Raw genomic sequence first — 19,330 nt, 5'->3', positions numbered from 1 at the left:
CAGTATGTTGAAAGAAACCAGCATGACAAGATCCGGATTAAACATACAGCAAAGTGAATACCAGACTTTATTTGAACTGGTTCCATGCCTGATAACAATTCAGGACAGGGAATTCAGGCTTATTCGTTACAACCATCTGTTTTCAGATCATTTTCATCCTGAACATGGGGCTTATTGTTATCAGGCCTATAAGAACAGAAATTCAAGATGCGAAAAATGTCTGGTGGCTATGACTTTCGATGACGGGAAATCGCACTATGGAGAAGAATCCAGTACTAATGTTGATGGTTCTGTGACATATTGGATTGCCTATACTTCGCCTTTAAAAAACGAAAGAGATGATATTGTGGCTGTTATGGAAGTTTGTCTTGATATAACTCACAGAAAACAGCTTGAAGAGAATCTGGAAAAGTCCGAAAGAAAATATTATTCCATATTTAACAACATGCCCAATCCCATGTTTGTGCTTGATATAGATACGCTGATGGTTCTGGACTGTAATGAAAGTGTTACAACGGTTTATGGATTTACGAAAGAAGAAATAATCAACAAATCATTTGTGGAACTTTTCCCTGAAGATGAAAAGAACAGCTACGGATTAAAGATGAGAGCATATTCATCTTTAAACAAGGTTAAGCAGTTAAAGAAAGACGGTAAAGCAATTTTTGTAAATATAAGAATAGCGCCTTCGGAATATCCCGGACAGAAAGTTATGCTTGTTACAGCAAGTGATATAACTCAACGTCTTGAAGTCGAACAGCAGCTCATACAGGCCGGAAAAATGGCGACACTCGGAGAAATGGCCACAGGAATAGCTCATGAACTTAACCAGCCGCTTTCGGTTATCAAAACCGTCAGCAGCTTTTTCATTAAAAAGATAAGCAGCCATGAAGCTATAGCTGAGTCAACACTTAACGATATGCTGATAAAAATCGACAACAATGTGGATAGGGCTTCGCGTATTATCAACCATCTGAGAAATTTCGCCAGAAAATCGGAAGTAATTTTTGCTAAGGTGCAGGTTAATGAAATACTTGAAAGGGCATTGGCAATATTTTCCCAGCACCTTAAAATACGAGGAATTGAAGTTGTATGGAATATTGAAAATAATTTACCTGTGATTCTGGCCGATCCGGACAGGCTTGAACAGGTTTTTATAAACCTTCTTGTTAATGCCCGGGATGCTATCGAAGAAAGATGGAAACATGCGGAGCCAGTGAAAGGAGATAAAAGAATCATTATAAAAACCTCCCGGGAAATAAATAATATAAAGATTGAAGTATGCGATACCGGAACAGGAATACCAAAAAGTATTTTAGAAAAAATATTTGAGCCGTTTTTCACAACAAAGGATGCTGGAAAAGGCACCGGCCTTGGTTTATCAATAAGCTATGGAATAGTAAAAGATTTTCACGGTTCCATTAAGGCCGTATCGGAAGAAAACAATGGGGCATGTTTTACAATTACCTTCCCAATACAGGATAGTACAGATGGAAAAACAAATACTGCTGGTTGATGATGAAGAAGACATTCGGGATGTTCTTGGCGTTTATCTCAAAGACCAGGGTTATGATATATATATGGCTGGAAACGGCGAAGAAGCATTAAAGATATTTGCAGAACATAAACCGCCTATAGTACTTTCCGACATTAAGATGCCCGGAATAGACGGGATTGAGCTGCTTAAAAGAATCAAGCAGGATAATCCCGATACGGAATTTATCATGATAACCGGTCATGGCGATATGGATCTTGCCATAGCAAGCTTTCATGACCAGGCGGCGGATTTTATCACAAAGCCGATAAACGTTAATATCCTGGATATTTCGCTTAAGAAATTGCAGGAAAAGATAAAAGGCCGCCGGCAATTAAGAGAATACACCGAAAATCTTGAAAGACTGGTAAAGGAAAAATCCGAACTGCAAAGCCATTTATCTTCTCTGGGGCTTATGATCGGATCTGTTTCACATGGCATAAAAGGGTTGCTCACCGGTCTTGACGGCGGTATGTATATGGTTGAATCGGGCTTTTCAAAATCAAATGCGGCCCAGATTGAAGAAGGCTGGACAATTGTAAAACTGATGGTTGATCGTATAAGAAAAATGGTTTTGGATATTCTTTATTATGCAAAAGAAAGAAATCTTAACTGGGAAAAAGTTGATGTATTGAGTTTTGCAGCAGAAGTTGCAGATATATTGGAGCGCAAGATCTCTTCTCATGGCATAGAATTCATACGTGATTTTGATAAGTTAGCCGGAAATTGCAAAATAGATACAGGATGCATCAATTCCGCTTTGATCAATATTTTTGAAAATGCGGTTGATGCATGCATAAATGACAAATCGAAAGAAAAGCATCAAATAACATTTAAGGTGTCTCAGGATAAAGATAATATTTATTTTGAAGTAAGCGACAACGGAATAGGCATGGACAGAGAAACACGTGACAAGCTGTTCACTTTGTTTTTCTCATCAAAGGGAAACAAGGGAACCGGGCTGGGTCTTTTTATTTCAAATAAAATAATAGGGCAGCACGGAGGTTCAATCAAAGTGTTTTCAGTGCCAGGACAAGGTTCAAAATTTACCATAAATATCCCGAAAATAACGGCTTTATAAATACTGCCCATAAAGGTTCAGTAATGCTGTTTATATGCTTTCTTCCATGGATCACGGCGAAGCTCTTTAACATTGGCAAGCGCCAGATACAGCGCTCCCACAGCCAATTCCGCACAATGGAAATGATCTTCAGGCAGGGTTTCAAGATATTGGGCCACATCTTCGGGTATAACATCCCATGCCTTATCAAGCGTTTTACCTTCTATCATATCAATAATCGTATTGGCGCATGCAACAGTATTAAGGCAGCCGTTAACGTTATAAGAAGCAGTTTCAATAATATCACCACGGGTTATTAAAAATAATTCAACGGTATCTCCGCAATCCCCCTCTTTTTTCCCGTAGCCGTCAGGATTTTTTATAATCTCATTTTTATCGGTTCTAAAGGCCATTTCAAGATATTTAAGTGAATGACTTTGCCAGAAGTCCGATCCTTCAGCATCCAATGTTCCATCTCCTTCTCTGTATTGTATAAAAAGTTATACTTAATATCGCCTTTATGCATAATCATATGGCATAAAAGGCTATTACGCATTATGCAAAAACATCAAAAAAAACTAATACTTATCGAGTCCACATCCAATTATTCCGAAGAAGCCGGATTGGATATGATCAGCAAGATAATTGATAGTACTCCTAACATTACCGATTATGTTATGCAAGACCTTATAGGCGCGAAGTATATAAGCCGGATACCGGGGCTTTGAGTATGAGCGCGGGCCAGATTGTTCGGACTTGTGTTATTAAACATCTTTACGGTTTCACATTTTATGAGATTACTTGAACCTTAAATCTATTCCTGTTATAAATAAAAAAATTACCAACAGAGCATTTCATTTAAACTTAAACCGTCAATCAAAAATGGAGATTAAAATGAAAGTTATTGCATTTAACGGCAGTCCCAGAAAAAAAGGTAATACGTCAATATTAAGATGATGGATTCTTTCTTCTTATGCCTTGAAATGTTTATTGTGGGATCAAGCTATTACAACATGGCCTTAGGTAATGACAAAGGAGATGTTGAGAAAGATGAACGGGGGCTCGGGACTATGAAAGTGCTTGGCCGGAATATGGCTTTTTTGCTGAAAAAATTAAAAGCGTAGATGGATGAAAAAGAGTTTAAATGGAGCATCAAAGAAGTTTGTTATGAGTTTCAAAAAGACGGTGATGAAATGCTGCATATCAAATCATAATTAAAATGCTTAAATCAGAGCACAAATTTGGCTGGGTTTAATTTGCAGCGGTTACCATAAATCAGTTCCGTTTGGGTGAGGGGGTGCGTGTGCAGTTTTCTAACCGGAAATTACTGATTTAAACTATACTTCGGCACCTTTCATCTGCGTATCACATATTACAGCCAGCATGTAAGGAAACAAAGCAGGATGAAAAGCACTTGTTGATAAAGCTGCATCTATAGCCTTATTGGCAATTTCGTCAAAATATAGCCTTCCTGTTATCTTCGATAAACGCAAAAGGTTTTGAATTGCTACAGAACCATGCGCCGGAATTACGCTGTCCGAATCATCTTTTGCACGTATAATAAGATTCTTGTCATGATCAGGACTTGTAATATAAAAACCGGCGAACTGTTCATCATAGAACAATTTTATATATTCTTCAGAAAGCATCACAGCCGTTTCAAGCCATTTTTTATCGGAATCCGATTCATAAAGATCGATAAGTCCGCAAATATAAAATGCATAATCACTTCCCATTCCCAAAACCGCTCTTTCTCCTTCTCTCCATCTTCTGAAAAGTTTCCCTGTGTTTTTATCATAAAGATTAGATATTATAAATTCAGCAGCGTTTTTTGCGGCTTGCAAGTATTTATCACTTCCGAGAACTTTATATGCTTTGGCAAAAGCCGATATCATAAGACCGTTCCAGGAAGTAAGTATTTTATCGTCAAGATGCGGTCTTTCTCTGCTTGAACGCGCCTTGAGAAGTTTGTTTTTTGCATCATTTATTATTAGCTCAACTTTATCAGGCGCCATATTATATTTTTTTGCAGTCTCGTTTATTGAATGTTTAACATAAAGAATATTTTTCTTCTTAAAATATCCATGAGGATCATGTGCTGCGTTTCCTTCTTCCATTACTCCAAAAAAGTATGAAAATATTTCTGCCGTATTTTCTTCCAGGATTTTATCAAGTTCTTTTTTGCTCCACACATAAAATGCTCCTTCTACTTTGTTATGAGCATCATCTGATCCTTTTTCGGAAATTTGCCCGGGATAACTGTCTGCATCTTCTGCGGAATAAAAACCTCCCGGAGAACTTGTCATATCGGAAAGAATATAATCGCAGGTTTCTTTTGCAATTTGTGCAAAAAATTTATCGGATGTTATCTGATATGCTTCAAGATATACATTAACAAGCTGAGCATTATCATAAAGCATCTTTTCAAAATGCGGGATATGCCATTTTTCATCAGTCGAATACCTGTGGAATCCTCCTCTCAATTGATCATAAATTCCGCCTTTTGCCATTGCTTTAAGCGTATAATCAGCCATATCAATAGTGCGTTTTGCAACAGCCGGTTCATTGATTTTTTTTGCATAACTAAAATAAGCAAGGATAAATTTTATTATTGATGGTGAAGGAAACTTGGGAGCTTTTCCAAATCCTGCATATTTTTCATCATAAGATGACGAATAATATTTAAAAGCATCATCTAAATGACTCTGTTTGTGTTTTTCAGCAGTTGAAAATACCTTGTCATAAGAAAGATTTTTTATTATAATATCTGTAATTTTCTCTGAGGAGCTGATAATATCCTTATGTACAACAGGATCTTTCCATACGGATGTAATCCTGTTTAACAGATCGGGCCAGGAGGTAATACCAAAATTTGATTCAGCCGGAAAATAAGTACCTCCAAAAAAGGGCTTGAGTTTTGGTGTTAAAAAAACATTTAAAGGCCACCCGGCAGAACCTGTAAGGGCTGTAACAGCACTGATATAAATACGATCAAGGTCCGGCCTTTCTTCTCTGTCAACTTTAATGCAAATAAAATTATCATTCATGATTTTTGCAATTTCATGATCGGTAAATGATTCATTTTCCATAACATGACACCAGTGGCATGTAGAGTATCCTATTGATAATATAATTGGTTTATCTTCTTTAGCAGCCCTGTTTATAGCCTCATCACCCCATGGATACCAATTTACAGGATTATATGCATGCTGCAAAAGATAAGGGCTTTTTTCATTTATCAACCTGTTGGAGTTATTTCTTATTTTATTATTATTCAAAACCGTATCCTCCATTATTTTTATATATACTAAATCATACTTGACAATAATTTTAAAAATCTTATCCTTAATAAGGATAATTCCTAATATAAAATTGTCCAATTTATTTAAATGAATTATAACAAATAATCTTTCCAAGAAGGGAGGCCCATATGGAAAAGGAAGAGACAGGTTCAAAAAAAACAGTGAATGTCAGAGATCTTACAATTTGTGACGCAACAGCCCAGATGCTTGAAAAAGCTAAAAGGGATGGAGTTGAAACTGCATTTGACAGGGCTTTAAGCATGAAAGCATGTCCTATAGGCGCAGATTCTGCTTGCTGTAAACACTGTGCAATGGGCCCATGCAGGCTTAGCTCAAAAGATCCTTACGGAAAAGTTGGAGTATGCGGAGCAACCATAGATACCATTCAGGCCAGAAACTTTGCCAGAATGGTAGCATCCGGAGCAGCCGCCCATACGGATCACGGCATGGCTATGCTCGATCTGTTCCGTGAAGTGGTCAACGGGAATATTACCGATTACCAGATCAAGGATACGGAAAAACTGGAATCTGTGGCCCAATCAATAGGAATCGAGACGGAAGGCCGGGAGATGAAAGATATTGCCCTGGACCTTTACAAGGAGCTGGAACGGACATACACCCAGGTGGACGGTGAAATACCCTTTGCCGCCCGTGTTCCGGAAAAAACTCTCGAAACATGGCGCAAGGCCGGGATCGTTCCCAGAGGTGCCATGCGTGAAATCATGGAATTGATGCACCGAACCCATATGGGCGTTGATCAACATTACGAAAACATCACCAAACAGTCAAGCCGAACTGCACTTTCAGATGGCTGGGGCGGATCCATGGTGGCTACTGAAATTTCAGATATCCTCTATGGTACACCTAGTCCGGTTTCTGTAAATGTCAATATGGGCTGTCTTAAGGAAGATCAGGTTAATATAATTGTCCACGGCCACGAACCTAATATGTTCGAATCGATACTCTCATCGGTCAATGAACCGACCCTGATCCAAGCGGCAAAAGATGCAGGAGCTAAAGGAATAAATCTTGTTGGTATGTGCTGCTCAGGTGCTGAAATGATGTCTCGCCACGGCGTCCCCCATGCCGGCAATTTTATGTCAACCGAGGCTATTCTGGTCACAAATGCAGTTGATGCCATGTGTGTCGATATTCAGTGTATCAAACAAGGCTTGGTTAAAGTCGCCGACTGCTACAACACCCCCCTGATTACCACCAATACGCGGGCTCACATAGAGGGGGCCACACACATTGAATTCAAAGACCATGACCCCAGGGCCTGCACTGATGAGGTCGTCATAAGAGCCATCTCCCGGTTCAAAAATCGTAAAGGTCCGGTGGAGATTCCAAAAATTCAAAACATCGGCATTCACGGTTTTTCACATGAGTATATCAATTATATGTTGGGCGGAAGTTTCAGGGGAAGCTACACTCCTTTAAATGATAATATTATTAATGGCAGAATACGGGGTGCAGCAGGAGTTGTAGGCTGTACAAACCCGAGAGTAAAACAGGATTGGGTACATGTTGAGCTTGTAAAAGAACTCATTAAAAATGATGTGCTTGTGCTTCAGACCGGATGCTCACAGGTTGCTCTTGCCAAAGCAGGACTCTATACTCCCGAAGCAGCTTGTCTTGCAGGTCCTGGATTAAGTGAAGTTTGTGAAGCGGTCGGCATGCCGCCTGTTCTTGGAATGGGGTCATGTGTTGATAACAGCCGTATTCTGGTTGCCGCATCACAGATGGTTAAGGAAGGCGGACTAGGAAACAGTATTGCCGATCTTCCGCTAGCAGGTGCTGCTCCGGAATGGATGAGTGAAAAAGCCATCAGCATCGGGCAGTATTTTGTAGCATCCGGTGTATATACAATCTTTGGCGTAACTTTTCCGATAATAGAAGGAACCAAATTCCACAAGCTTCTTTTTGAAGGACTTGAACAGCAGGGCTTCGGAAAATGGGGATTTACGGCAGATCCTTATGAAATGGCAAAATTGATGATAGCCCATATAGACAAAAAGAGAAAAGCCCTTGGCCTTGACAAAGGGAAGGAACGAGTACTGGTTGACATGGCAACAAGAAGAGAAATGTCGGCAGCTTAATTTTATCAGCAAATAAATCCGGAGAGGTCTGAGATCTTTCCGGATCAAATCCTACTCCCCTACAAACGAGCGGCAAGCACTTGAATTATCTTATAGATTATTGTGCCTATAAATGCGGAAAGGCAAAATAAACCTGCAACAACAATAACCACATCCCTTGGCATGGTTTTAGCACGCTGATCAATTATATCCTGATCAACCTTTTTATTGCCGCGAATATCCGGTCCTGCAGACAAAATAAAATAAATACGCTTAAAAAACATAGGGATCGTGAAATGTAAATCAATGGAATGTTTTTTCTTTTTCGGCAAATTATCTTCAATCGCTTTTTGAATCTCTGCCAGTTGCTCGAAAGATAAAGAATATAACACGCCACGATTTATACCATTCAGTATATCATCAACAATCTGGCCTTTTCTGCTAAATTTCATCCTACTTTTTTTCATGACATTTCCTCCTGGAAATTATCTTCATCAACAGGATTCCAATCATAGCATTAACCTTTTATGATTTGTTATATATTTATTATTATTGGTAATACTTATTTATGGCGGTTTGATAATTTCTTTAATAATCCAATAAAAGCACGGTGCTATATAAAGAGGAAACAGCCACCTCAAAGAAACAAAAAAAAATGTAAACATATAGTTTTAAGAGTCATAATTCTATGATAAAGCGTCAGCAAATTGGCGCTTTATCACATTATGCTTTATAGCAATCATCAATATATCTTCTTTATATTCTAACATAATTAAACATACCATCAATATATTTCTTTGATATATTGATGGTATGTTTTTTGCAGATATCTTCAGTCTGATAGTATAATGGAACATATATATAAGTACTATGGTTTGATTTAATTTATTTATTTTTTGGGATCTTAATTCAAAACCCTAAAGGATTTAGCATGCAGGAAAATCATGATATTTTAAGGAAGATAATAAATTACGCAAAACCTTTATTAGTAAACATCCTCCGGCAAAGCCGGAGGATGTTTACTAGTTATATTTTTTCATGATATTATACCGGCAACAAAGCTTTATGCGATACCTTATTTACTGCTCCCGGCTCTTTAATATAAGCTGTATATAAAAAAAAATCGAACAGATATTTCCGGCTTCTTTTCATATATCTTCCGGAATCAATGTGCGGGACATGAAAGATAACAGCTTTCCTTTTAGAAATATAGCAAATTATTCAAAAATTTCCTTTATTGTGAAATTAATCGGGAGTATATGAAGTAAACCGGGGCAAAGCACTCATTATATTTTAAGGCAATAAGGCGTAACCAACAGCATACATATGTATTTTTAAGATTTATATCATCGGTTAATGAATTATAAGGCATACATAACTCATAATATGGCACGTTGGATATTAAAATATATCATTTGGCTTCTATTTATCGCGATGATTTCCGTATCAGCTCCGGCATCAGACATTTATGCATCGGAGCCTTTAAATATGGAACCAAAATTAAAAGCGGCATTCATTTATAATTTTGCCAAATTCGTCGATTGGCCTGTCACGCAAAGGGCTGACATATCATATCAGCCGTTTGTAATTGGTATATTTGGCCATAGCCCCATAGTTAAAGAGCTTTTGGCTATTGAGGGAAAACCCATAAAAGGCAGAAAGCTGGAAGTCAGACTCTTATCAAATATTAAGGAAATAAATGATTGCAATGTTGTTTTTATAAGCGCTTCGGAAGAAAATAATCTTATGCCTATTTTGAGTGCCGCAAAAAGCAAAGAAATACTTACAGTAAGCGATATGAGCGGTTTTGTAGAAAAAGGCGGAATAATAGGGTTTGTAAGATTGGAAAATAAATTACGTTTTGATATTAACTTAAAAACAGCCGAAGATTCCAGCTTAAAAATAAGGTCGGATCTTTTGACTCTGGCAAGAAAAATTAAAAAAGAATAACTTAATGGAGCCACTTTCAAAACGTTTCAGTTTGGTCAAGGTCAAGGCGGGCGAAAATTTTAACTACAGGAATACATTTAGTATTTCGAGGATAAAATTTGAGCCCAACGCAAAAGATCGGCCTAAATGTGATATTTTGAAACTGGCTCAAGGGTTTTAGATATATATGCAGCTACTTAAGGACATGTCAATCAGGAAAAAACTCGTAGCTATTATTATGCTTACCAGCATAATTTCGCTTTCTGCTGCATCTGTTGGGTTTATATCCATAGATATTATCTCATCCAAGCGCTCTGTTATCCGCAAAATTTCAACTCTTGCAAGAACAATCGGCATAAACAGCAAGGCGGCAGTCATTTTTAAAGACCAGAATTCGGCAGCAGAGACCTTGTCTGCACTCAGCAGTGAGCCAGACATTATCTATGCCTGCATCACCGACACAAACGGGAATCTGTTTACTGAATATGTTTTTAAAAATCAGGAAAAGGAGAAAACCGACTCGGGGCAATATTTGAAATTCGATAAGTTTTTAGCGCTTAATTCCCAATGGTCCAGCTACATGGGCGCTTCATATATGTTTTACAAAAAGCACCTCTGTATGATTGTCCCGATTTACTTTGAAAAAGAATCCCCTGGCGGAATCTACCTTTGCACAAATCTGGCAAGTCTTTATTCAGGTATACTCTGGAATATTGTTTTTTGTATTTCTATTCTATGCGGTTGTGCTGTTTTGGCCTATTTTATCTCTGTTAAACTCCAAAAAACCATATCAGATCCTGTTCTGGAACTTTCTCGGATAATGAAAAAGGTTTCTGCTGAAAAAGACTACTCTGTCCGTGTTGAACCTCACTATCCGGATGAACTGGGCATACTTTTTGAGGGATTCAATAACATGCTTGCACAAATTCAGGAAAGAGACGATGCGCTCATGTTTACGCATTATGCAGTTGACCATATGGGAGACATGGCATTCTGGATAGATTCCGAAGGACTCATTATTTATGTTAATAATGCGGCATGTATATTTTTAGGATATACGAGTGATGAACTTGTATCAAAAGATACAAGCATAGTTAATCCAAATTCCAATCCGGATACATGGCGCGCACACTGGAATGATCTTATAGATGAACAAGCCGTAACCATGGAAACTATACTCACCGCTGAAACAGGAGATACCTTCCCTGTTGAAACAAATCTTAATTATGTCCGGTTTAAAGGCAAGGAATACTGTTGCGCTTTTGTAAGAGACATAACCAATAGAAAACGGATAGAGGCCCAGCTCCATCAGGCTCAAAAAATGGAGGCCATCGGCACTCTTGTCGGCGGAGTAGCGCATGATCTCAATAATATTCTTGGAGGGCTGGTTGGATACCCCGAATTACTTCTTTTTGATATGCCTCCCGAAGGCCCCCTGGTAAAGCCTCTCGTGCAGATATTGAAATCCGGTGAAAAAGCCGCCGCAATCGTACAGGATCTTCTGACTCTCGCAAGAAGAGGAGTTGCGGTGGAAGAAGTAGTTAACTTAAATGAAATAATAGATGAATACTTAAAAACTCCCGAATATGAAAAAATGATTCAATATCATTCCGGTATTAAATTCAAGCTAAACCTCGAACCGGATATTCTTAACATCCGTGGCTCATTTTTTCATATCTCAAAGGCCCTGATGAATCTTATATCAAACGGCTGTGAGTCAATTAAAGGAAATGGAGAAGTATTTATAACCACTCAAAACCTTCATTTAGATCTGCCTTACGTGGGTTTCCAGAATATTCCCGAAGGTGATTATGTAGTTCTTAGCGTTTCGGATACCGGAATTGGAATTTGTGTTGAAGACAGGTCAAAGATCTTTGAACCATTTTATACAAAAAAGAAAATGGGAAGAAGCGGAACAGGTCTTGGCATGACAGTGGTAAGGGGTACTGTTGAAGATCACAAGGCTTTCATAGATATTATGGACAGGAAAGGCGGAGGAACCCGATTCGATATTTATTTTCCCGTAACAAGAGAACCCACAAAAGCCAATATTAAGGATTTTTCATATGATGCTTACCGCGGTTCGGAAAAAATACTTGTTGTTGATGATGTTGAGGAGCAGCGGGATGTTGCATCCAACCTGCTTGGTTACCTTGGCTATACGGTTGAAACGGTTCCAAGCGGAGAAAAGGCGATAGAATACCTTAAAAATAAAACGGCAGATATAATATTGCTGGATATGATTATGGCGCCAGGGATTGACGGCATGGAAACCTGCCGAATAATTCTTGGACACAACCCAAAGCAAAAAATCATAATCTGCAGCGGCTTTTCTGAAACAATAAGGGTAAAGCAAGCATTAAAAACCGGCGCCTGTGCATATGTGAAAAAACCATATCGCATAAAAGAAATCGCAGCAGCAGTAAGAGAGGCTCTTGACCGGAAGCCAGATATATAAAACGGATCAGAGCCAACAATAAAAAATTTAAATTACGCTATGTATCAGAAGAGACAGCTCATAAGTTCATAAGTTGTTAGTCTCTTGGAGGGAAGAAAAAGATACTGATATTTCTGCCTACTTATTGACCTGATACGCAATTTCATGATAACTGTGTCCAGTAGCTTTAAAATAAATTCATAAAACCCAAAACCTATGCAACAGCAAATAATTTATAAACAGGAGAAGCAAAATGAAACTTATTAAGGATGCTTTAACGATCGCTAAACTAAATAGCATATCACTGTTAATTATATTCACAATTATGTGTTTATTTGTTTTGCCGAAAATTTTATACGCTTCTTCCGTCAAAGATATTGCTGTGCTGCCTTTTAAAAACATTACCGGAAATTCAGGCTGCAACATTGAAGACTCCGTTACCGAAATGCTTATGACTGAACTGGCAAAAAATAAAAATTTTCATATCGTGGAACGCCAGAGACTAACTGATATTCTGAAAGAAACCAAACTTCAGATGTCAGGATTAACAGATCCCGCCAATGCATTAAAATTCGGTAAAATGACAGGTGCGAAATATTTAATTTCCGGCAATATTACCTTATGTGCCACCGAAGAATCAAAAAGCAGTTTTATCATCAGTTACGGCAAACAGAAATCGAATGTAGAACTTAAGGTCAGGGTAATAGACCTGGAAACAGGTATAGCCATAGGCGGATCGGAAGGCAAAGGCAGTTCCGACCGTAGCTCAACATCATTTGATCCAAGCGTTGTTGGTCTGAATAATCTGGATAACATAAGCAGCGGCACTAAATCGGAAAGAGCAGGTATCCTGGTTGAAGCTGCATCCCAGGCCGTAACCCAGTTAAATAACAATTTAAAAGCTCTGTTTCCTCTGGAAGGTTATATAATCAAAAAAGATGGAGACACTGTTATTATTGATATCGGAAAGGGCCTGGTTTCCGAAGGTTCGCGTTTTGAGGTTTTTCAGATGGGAGAAGAACTAATCCACCCGGTTACAAAGAAAAAATTAGGGCAGGAAAAAACCAAAGTAGGTGAAATTACAGTAGATAAAGTTCTTGATGAATTTTCCTACGCAAAAACCACACCCGGCAATGAAAAAATAAAAGTCGGAAATATAGTAACATTGTCAAAATAATATTACTAAAAACTTAAAAAAAACTTATATTTTTTACTTAAAAGCGATTCCGGCCTTTACACCAAACAGCTTTAATATTTTGGCCATCGGGCAAAAACCTGTAAAAGCCGATTGCAGAAGATTGGCACCGACAAATGCGGTAAACCAGAGCCAGTAATGGCTGAAAAAATAGGACAGGAGTAAGCTGATCAGTATAAAACTTCCGGCAAATGCTAAAACCATGCGATCTATCGTCATAACAGCCTCCTCTTTTTATAGATTTTAAAGTTTACACATTTGCGACAAGTTGTCAATATCCATATCATCTCTTATCCCAAAGCGTGTTAGTGTAAAATCGTATTTTACGGGATCATCGGGCATAAGCTTTCTGAAACCTTTTGTAATTTCAAGAGCCGTTACAATATCCGCCTGTTTCCTGTTTGTAAATCCAAGCATACGTCCTATTTTGTGCATATGGACATCCAGAGGGACAATCAGCATTGATGGCGGAATCTTGTCCCATCCTCCGGGATCAACATCATCTTTTCGAACCATCCAGCGCATAAAAAGATGAAGCCTCTTGCAGGCGCTTCCCTTTTCAACTGCCGTTACAAGATGTCCGGGGTTGCCGGTACAGCCTGAAGAAATTTTTTTTGTAAAATATTTCATGCACCCAAGTACGGTTTCATCTTTTTCGTCTACACCTTTTATAAAACAGTCGTATAACGATCCATACTCGGTAAGAATAAATCTCAGGCCGGTTAATGCTGCATAAAGATTTTTTTCATCAGCAAACCTGTGCTTAAAACCTTTAAAAGTATTTTTTATGGCTGATGGTTTTGAATTCATCAAAAATATGTAAGGTGAAGGACCCATTTTATCAAGTACTAAAGAAACGCTTTTTAAAATCTGCGCAACCCTGCCATATGCAAGTGATGAAGCAATAAATCCCACAATTTCCCGATCCCTGATATCATTGTAATTATAGAGAAATTCAAGGGGATCGGGATGAACATATTCTATTTTATTATAAATGCAATAAAGGTTATCAAGGATGTCTTTTATATTGTTCAATCTTTTTTGTCTCTTTCAGGACTTTGAATCAATAACGGTTGGCTTTATCATCAGTTCTATCCCATCAGTTGACATTAGTACAGCTCCGTTTTCATCAGTGCGGTATATTTCGCACATCTTTTGTTTATATCTGTCAAGTACAAGCGGGTTTGGGAATTTATACCTGTTCTTCCACCCGGCGGATATAATTGCTATTTTCGGATCAACCTGATCGATAAACTCCTGCGTGCTGGAAGTTTTACTTCCGTGATGCGGAACAACAATAACAGTGCTTTTCAATAAACCGCCGGCAACTTTTATGATATCAGCTTCTCCCCTTGCCTTTATATCTCCTGTAAAAAGAAACGATTTTGTTCCAAACACTGTTTTTAAAACAAGCGAACTGTTATCGCCTTTTCTCCATTTTTCTGTTTTTTCCATAAAATCCGCTTCGGGATAAAGGATTTTAAACATAACTCCGTTTATGGCTCTACCTTTTTTTATATCTTCAAAAATTTGCATCTTTATATTTTTCTTTTTTATGATCTCAAGAAAATTTTTATACCCAAGGCTATCAGCAGCTTCACCGTTTGACCATATTTCTTTTACATTAAAATTATCTGCAATATACAAAAGACCGTTTAAATGATCGCTGTCCGTATGCGAAAGGACAAGAAGATCCACCGTATTTATTTTCTTTTTCCACAAAAAGGGGGCTATTATGTTTTCCCCGACATCGAACATATCATTATCCGAAAATCCGCCTCCATCAACAAGAACATTATAACCGCCCGGAAGCTCAAGAAGAGATGAAGTCCCCTGCCCCACATCAACAGATGTAACTCTCAGATCCTTATGGAAAAACCTCTTATCAAGCCAGTGCCATAAATCGGCATAGCCCGCAATTATCAAAATAATTAATGCAATAAAAGGCGCTCTTGACATGATCGACTCAAAAACGCTGCCGGTTTTTTCAGTTTCTTTGTTTATTATAATTCTTTTCAAAAACACAAAAACGGTAAATAAAAATAAATAATACAATACTATTTCAAAAACAGAAGGTGTTACTGTTTTAACTGCTGAAAAAGGCAGTTGTGCAAAATATTTAAGTATCTCAAGAGCAAATTCCAATATTACAGAATCTGCCTTTATCAGCCATACCGAAAGAACAATGCTTAAAGGATGTAATGCAAAAGAGAGAAGACCCGCAGATACAACCGCAAATCCGATCAAAGGCACAGCAATGCAATTTGCAGCAAGCCCGACTAATGAAATCCGGTTGAAATAATACATTACAACCGGCAATGTCCCGATTGTAGCAAATAATGAAACAAGAAAAAAAGCAGTGACTTTTCTTCGCAACCCGGGCAGCCACCCCTTATCAACCTCATCTTTTTTGTTTTTTCTGTATAGCGTGTAATTCATCCCAAGAACGATGAAAAAAACAGATATAAAGGAAAGCTGAAAAGATATCATAAAAAGAGAGGGCGGATGAACGGCAAGAATCAGCAAAGCTGCGACTGCAAGAGTATTTATTGCATCCTGATCCCTTTCAACAAAAAAGCTTAGAAGAAAAACCGAAACCATGACAACAGCTCTTTGTGTCGAAGGAGGCATTCCTGCAAGCAAGCCGTAAATAATGACGGGAATAAGAGATAAAATTGCAGCACCCTTCTTGGTCCATGCTTTCCACAAAAAGAAATTAAAATAAGAAAGTATTGTCTTAAAAAACAGGAAAGAGACAGTTGCAACAATTCCTACATGAAGCCCTGAAATCGAAAGGACATGGCTTGTTCCTGTGCGGTTAAAATCCTCACGAATTTGTTTTGATATTGAATTTTGATCTCCTATAATAAGAGCCTTTAAAACTCCGGCCTCCCGGGCAGGCACAGATTCGTCTATAAAGACTGAAAATTTTTTACGGACATTTTCGATCAGCCATCTGCCCTTTATATTTTTATCTTTTTCTTCAATTCCGATTTTATCTCCGGCAATATAAGCCGTGCCGCTTATACCTTTAAAGAGCATATATGTTTTATAATCAAATGCACCCGGATTGTTAAAATTTCTTAAAGACCTTATTTTACTTTGAAAAGTAACTTTGTCGCCTGCTGATATATCCGGAATACTTTTTATTGCATTGACTTTGATCTTTCCTGAAACAGGAATAATTTTTCCATTATCCTCTGCTTTTTGTACAAGAACTACGAATGACAGCCTGTTGTTTTTGATTTCAGGGCTTTCAGTTACCTGCCCGGAAATATTCAGAGGAACGCCGTCGGCGTAATAAGATATGTGAGAAGGAGATACTTTGTTACAAAACCATGGCTGGATTGAAAGGTATCCAAGAAAGATAAACAAAATGATCGGAAGAAAAACGGCTGATTTTTTTCTGACAATTTTTATAAGTAGAAATACAAAACAGGAAGCTGTAAAAAGATATGCCCATAAGCTGTAGCCTGGCAAAAAAAGGCCGCATAATATGCCCGTCATTAAAGATATCAAAAGCGGGATAAGAGGGCGATGATAGATATTGACGGCCATACAAGATCTCTAAAAAAGTGTTAGGTGTTAAGTTTTCCGAAAAGTGTTAAGTTTTATGTGTTAAGTGTTAAGTAACTTGAAATCAAACCAATTTGGATCATATCACAACAATTTTTCCTAACACCTAGCACTTTACACCTAACACCCCGCCCCGGCGGCCATCCCTTCTATCCCCTCGTAATCGGGTCATAGTTTCGGACCTTGCTCCTTGCTCCTTGACCCTGTTTTTTTCTTCCGTCTCAATCCCTTCTATTCAGGTCAATGTTTTCCGAGTTGGTGATATAACCGCTTTGCCAATCATTCAAGGAGTCTCAATCCCTTCTATTCAGGTCAATGTTTTCCGAGGCCGCATTAGCTGTTGGCAATTGCGGTCCGTTAGCTATGGGTCTCAATCCCTTCTATTCAGGTCAATGTTTTCCGAGTAACATTTTTGATTCTAGCTCTTATGGATATAGCCTGGAAGAAAGTCTCAATCCCTTCTATTCAGGTCAATGTTTTCCGAGTTGGACAGTGTTGGGGCGATGGCAATTCTGCAAATTCGGTCTCAATCCCTTCTATTCAGGTCAATGTTTTCCGAGGACCTTGCTTTTAGTTAAAAGCGAGAACGGCAAAAGTCTCAATCCCTTCTATTCAGGTCAATGTTTTCCGAGCAACCAACTTCTGAACAACTCGTTGCCGCCGCTAAATGTGGGTCTCAATCCCTTCTATTCAGGTCAATGTTTTCCGAGGTATGAAATTAAGCGCTACAGCATGGTCAATTAGTCTGTCTCAATCCCTTCTATTCAGGTCAATGTTTTCCGAGGGCGCCCCTAAATTTCAAAATAAATTCAAATATCTGAAATGACATTTTCTGTAACCTCCTTCCATAACGTCTCTTTTTACTTCTCTGCGAGTTTTGATATGGGCAATAAATGATAAATAACAACCCGTATTTAAAGAATATATCATCAATCCTGTAACCTACCCTATTTTTTACACCCTAAAAAAAATTGGCAAAGCTATCTGTTATTATTCGCAAAACACTTAAATTAAGTACTTTTACCATTATATATCATTCTTCGTATTCTAATATTTTTTTAAGCGCATATACTAAAGGAGGAAGATCATCTGTGATAGTATCCCATACCCGGTCAAGATCGATATCAAAATAAACATGGATTAACCGGTTTCTCATTGCAACGATATCAGACCACGGAATTTCGGGATGTGCATCTTTTCCTTCCTTTGAAATCTTTGAGGCTGCTTCACCTATAAGTTCAACCGACTTAACAATTGAAAGAGTGAACATACGGTCATCATCAAGATCTCTTCTTGTTCTGTTACGGGCAAATGAGATCGCATCTTCTGCTGCTTCCAACATGTGACGTATATGGATAAGGTTATCCTTTCGCATACTCTACCTCTGCGTTTTCAAGCACCTCCTGTCTGAAATAACGGCTCAAATCACCTGGTGTGCGTAAATCAACTTTTCGTTTCAGCATATCCGAAAGCTCGTTTTCTATTTGCGCCATCTTAAGAAGACCTATTTTGAATCCAGACTCAAATTCTATAAGGATATCTATGTCACTTGCAGGAGTGAAATCATCCCGAAGAGCAGATCCAAACAGAGAAAGCTTCCGAATATGATAAACCTCACAAAATTGAGCCAATTTTTCTTTCTGTATATTTAAGCGAAATTTTTCTCCCATTATGCAGACCTCCGCATTTGATGCATTCGTGAAAACTTAAAAGTTAACACGCTAACACCTATCACCTAACACTTATTATGTTTTATAAAATATATACATCCTCGTCATGCGAAACTTCACCAGTCCCGATAACTTTTATCACCCGCTCGCAATTTGCACATAAACCATAAATCCGGACGCTGTCTTCAGCTTCCATTATAATAGTCTCAATTCTTCCAATCATTTTATCAAAAAGTTCCTGGTTTAGCAAGCATTCAAACACGCTGTATTGAACCCGCCCTCCATAATCCTTGAGCGTTTTGGCCAGCCTGGTACGACGCCTGTCGTCGGGAATGTCATATGATACAAGATAAAACATGCCTTAAATCTCCATTTTAAAAGGAACATAAGGGCTATTATCCTGAAGAGTTCCGGCTAATTTCTCCGCCTGATGCCGGAAACACTTTCTCAAAGTCGTTTTTGTTCCGGTTTCATTATGGTTAAATTCCCGGTTGAGATGCTTTTCGTATTCCGCAAAGTATCGTTTCATAGCATCGCGGTTGAAATAAA

18 protein-coding genes and 1 CRISPR repeat array are annotated in these 19,330 nt (G+C 38.2%); of the genes, 8 read left to right on the top strand and 10 right to left on the bottom strand.

From position 1 onward, the window contains the following. The first annotated feature begins 4 nt into the window (after positions 1 to 4). Together VXK47_RS03605 and VXK47_RS03600 are read left to right on the top strand one after the other, a co-directional pair. Positions 5 to 1,516, top strand: coding sequence for a PAS domain-containing sensor histidine kinase (locus VXK47_RS03605; protein WP_435547403.1), 1,512 nt, complete (start codon positions 5 to 7; stop codon positions 1,514 to 1,516). Continuing rightward, on the top strand, positions 1,491 to 2,615 hold the full coding sequence (locus VXK47_RS03600; RefSeq protein ID WP_435547402.1) for a response regulator: 1,125 nt from the start codon (positions 1,491 to 1,493) through the stop codon (positions 2,613 to 2,615). The genes VXK47_RS03605 and VXK47_RS03600 overlap by 26 nt, the downstream gene beginning before the upstream one ends. A gap of 17 nt (positions 2,616 to 2,632) precedes the next feature. Here VXK47_RS03600 and VXK47_RS03595 read toward each other — a convergent pair whose 3' ends face one another. Next, the gene (locus VXK47_RS03595) at positions 2,633 to 3,061 is read right to left on the bottom strand and encodes an iron-sulfur cluster assembly scaffold protein (protein ID WP_435547401.1); all 429 of its coding nucleotides are present in this window, start codon (positions 3,059 to 3,061) and stop codon (positions 2,633 to 2,635) included. Positions 3,062 to 3,151: 90 nt separating this feature from the next. On the opposite strand from VXK47_RS03595, the gene VXK47_RS03590 reads away from it, so the two are divergent. Both VXK47_RS03590 and VXK47_RS03585 read left to right on the top strand, forming a co-directional pair. Further along, entirely contained in the window at positions 3,152 to 3,322 is a 171-nt protein-coding gene (locus VXK47_RS03590; RefSeq protein WP_435547400.1) for a hypothetical protein, read from the top strand. A 264-nt stretch (positions 3,323 to 3,586) separates the two neighbouring features. Further along, entirely contained in the window at positions 3,587 to 3,718 is a 132-nt protein-coding gene (locus VXK47_RS03585) for a hypothetical protein (RefSeq protein ID WP_435547399.1), read from the top strand. A gap of 213 nt (positions 3,719 to 3,931) precedes the next feature. On the opposite strand, the gene VXK47_RS03580 is transcribed toward VXK47_RS03585, so the two are convergent. Continuing rightward, positions 3,932 to 5,872 carry a thioredoxin domain-containing protein gene (locus tag VXK47_RS03580; protein ID WP_435547398.1) on the bottom strand — a complete coding sequence of 647 codons (1,941 nt, stop codon included), beginning with the start codon at positions 5,870 to 5,872 and terminating at the stop codon, positions 3,932 to 3,934. A gap of 152 nt (positions 5,873 to 6,024) precedes the next feature. On the opposite strand from VXK47_RS03580, the gene cooS reads away from it, so the two are divergent. Further along, positions 6,025 to 7,995: an anaerobic carbon-monoxide dehydrogenase catalytic subunit gene (cooS, locus tag VXK47_RS03575; protein WP_435547397.1), complete on the top strand. Its 1,971-nt coding sequence runs from the start codon at positions 6,025 to 6,027 to the stop codon at positions 7,993 to 7,995. Between the two features lie 59 nt (positions 7,996 to 8,054). On the opposite strand, the gene VXK47_RS03570 is transcribed toward cooS, so the two are convergent. After that, a complete protein-coding gene (locus VXK47_RS03570) occupies positions 8,055 to 8,441 on the bottom strand; it encodes a hypothetical protein (RefSeq protein WP_435547396.1) in 387 nt (128 codons plus the stop codon). 1,021 nt (positions 8,442 to 9,462) lie between these two features. Between VXK47_RS03570 and VXK47_RS03565 the strand changes: the two genes are divergently transcribed. The 3 genes from VXK47_RS03565 (at position 9,463) to VXK47_RS03555 (ending at position 13,517) form a co-directional block, all read left to right on the top strand. Then, the gene (locus tag VXK47_RS03565; RefSeq protein ID WP_435547395.1) at positions 9,463 to 9,924 is read left to right on the top strand and encodes a YfiR family protein; all 462 of its coding nucleotides are present in this window, start codon (positions 9,463 to 9,465) and stop codon (positions 9,922 to 9,924) included. Between the two features lie 166 nt (positions 9,925 to 10,090). Continuing rightward, on the top strand, positions 10,091 to 12,361 hold the full coding sequence (locus tag VXK47_RS03560) for a response regulator (RefSeq protein WP_435547394.1): 2,271 nt from the start codon (positions 10,091 to 10,093) through the stop codon (positions 12,359 to 12,361). A gap of 232 nt (positions 12,362 to 12,593) precedes the next feature. Beyond that, positions 12,594 to 13,517, top strand: a complete 924-nt coding sequence (locus VXK47_RS03555; RefSeq protein WP_435547393.1) for a CsgG/HfaB family protein — start codon at positions 12,594 to 12,596, stop codon at positions 13,515 to 13,517. Positions 13,518 to 13,550: 33 nt separating this feature from the next. On the opposite strand, the gene VXK47_RS03550 is transcribed toward VXK47_RS03555, so the two are convergent. The 7 genes from VXK47_RS03550 to VXK47_RS03520 form a co-directional block, all read right to left on the bottom strand. Continuing rightward, positions 13,551 to 13,754, bottom strand: coding sequence for a YgaP family membrane protein (locus tag VXK47_RS03550; RefSeq protein WP_435547392.1), 204 nt, complete (start codon positions 13,752 to 13,754; stop codon positions 13,551 to 13,553). A gap of 24 nt (positions 13,755 to 13,778) precedes the next feature. Next, a complete protein-coding gene (locus tag VXK47_RS03545; RefSeq protein ID WP_435547391.1) occupies positions 13,779 to 14,570 on the bottom strand; it encodes a DUF2400 domain-containing protein in 792 nt (263 codons plus the stop codon). A gap of 15 nt (positions 14,571 to 14,585) precedes the next feature. Then, entirely contained in the window at positions 14,586 to 17,093 is a 2,508-nt protein-coding gene (locus VXK47_RS03540; protein WP_435547390.1) for a DNA internalization-related competence protein ComEC/Rec2, read from the bottom strand. A gap of 236 nt (positions 17,094 to 17,329) precedes the next feature. Beyond that, a CRISPR array of direct repeats spans positions 17,330 to 17,895; the repeat unit is 37 nt; unit sequence GTCTCAATCCCTTCTATTCAGGTCAATGTTTTCCGAG. A gap of 249 nt (positions 17,896 to 18,144) precedes the next feature. Continuing rightward, positions 18,145 to 18,486 (bottom strand): HepT-like ribonuclease domain-containing protein, encoded by a 342-nt coding sequence (locus VXK47_RS03535; protein ID WP_435547389.1) that lies wholly within the window; start codon positions 18,484 to 18,486, stop codon positions 18,145 to 18,147. Continuing rightward, entirely contained in the window at positions 18,473 to 18,781 is a 309-nt protein-coding gene (locus VXK47_RS03530; protein ID WP_435547388.1) for a nucleotidyltransferase family protein, read from the bottom strand. Before VXK47_RS03530 ends, VXK47_RS03535 begins: the two co-directional genes overlap by 14 nt. Before the next feature lie 82 nt (positions 18,782 to 18,863). Beyond that, a complete protein-coding gene (gene cas2, locus VXK47_RS03525; protein WP_435547387.1) occupies positions 18,864 to 19,139 on the bottom strand; it encodes a CRISPR-associated endonuclease Cas2 in 276 nt (91 codons plus the stop codon). Positions 19,140 to 19,142: 3 nt separating this feature from the next. Continuing rightward, on the bottom strand, positions 19,143 to 19,330 hold a 188-nt coding region (locus VXK47_RS03520; protein WP_435547386.1), incomplete at its 5' end, for a hypothetical protein.

Origin of the sequence: Desulfobacterium sp. N47, assembly GCF_051233685.1 — a bacterium.
In the GTDB taxonomy this organism is placed as follows: domain Bacteria; phylum Desulfobacterota; class Desulfobacteria; order Desulfobacterales; family RPRI01; genus RPRI01.
Note: the sequence above shows the minus strand (reverse complement) of the source record. Positions and strands in the feature narration are given on the sequence as shown.

What these genes read in the sequence shown, in the direction of transcription:
- VXK47_RS03605 (WP_435547403.1), top strand. Translation starts at nt 5, where the DNA reads ATGTTGAAAGAAACCAGCATGACAAGATCCGGATTAAACATACAGCAA.
- VXK47_RS03600 (WP_435547402.1), top strand. Translation starts at nt 1,491, where the DNA reads ATGGAAAAACAAATACTGCTGGTTGATGATGAAGAAGACATTCGGGAT.
- VXK47_RS03590 (WP_435547400.1), top strand. Translation starts at nt 3,152, where the DNA reads ATGCAAAAACATCAAAAAAAACTAATACTTATCGAGTCCACATCCAAT.
- cooS (WP_435547397.1), top strand. Translation starts at nt 6,025, where the DNA reads ATGGAAAAGGAAGAGACAGGTTCAAAAAAAACAGTGAATGTCAGAGAT.
- VXK47_RS03570 (WP_435547396.1), bottom strand. Translation starts at nt 8,441, where the DNA reads ATGAAAAAAAGTAGGATGAAATTTAGCAGAAAAGGCCAGATTGTTGAT.
- VXK47_RS03565 (WP_435547395.1), top strand. Translation starts at nt 9,463, where the DNA reads ATGGAACCAAAATTAAAAGCGGCATTCATTTATAATTTTGCCAAATTC.
- VXK47_RS03560 (WP_435547394.1), top strand. Translation starts at nt 10,091, where the DNA reads ATGCAGCTACTTAAGGACATGTCAATCAGGAAAAAACTCGTAGCTATT.
- VXK47_RS03555 (WP_435547393.1), top strand. Translation starts at nt 12,594, where the DNA reads ATGAAACTTATTAAGGATGCTTTAACGATCGCTAAACTAAATAGCATA.
- VXK47_RS03550 (WP_435547392.1), bottom strand. Translation starts at nt 13,754, where the DNA reads ATGACGATAGATCGCATGGTTTTAGCATTTGCCGGAAGTTTTATACTG.
- VXK47_RS03540 (WP_435547390.1), bottom strand. Translation starts at nt 17,093, where the DNA reads ATGGCCGTCAATATCTATCATCGCCCTCTTATCCCGCTTTTGATATCT.
- VXK47_RS03535 (WP_435547389.1), bottom strand. Translation starts at nt 18,486, where the DNA reads ATGCGAAAGGATAACCTTATCCATATACGTCACATGTTGGAAGCAGCA.
- VXK47_RS03530 (WP_435547388.1), bottom strand. Translation starts at nt 18,781, where the DNA reads ATGGGAGAAAAATTTCGCTTAAATATACAGAAAGAAAAATTGGCTCAA.
- cas2 (WP_435547387.1), bottom strand. Translation starts at nt 19,139, where the DNA reads ATGTTTTATCTTGTATCATATGACATTCCCGACGACAGGCGTCGTACC.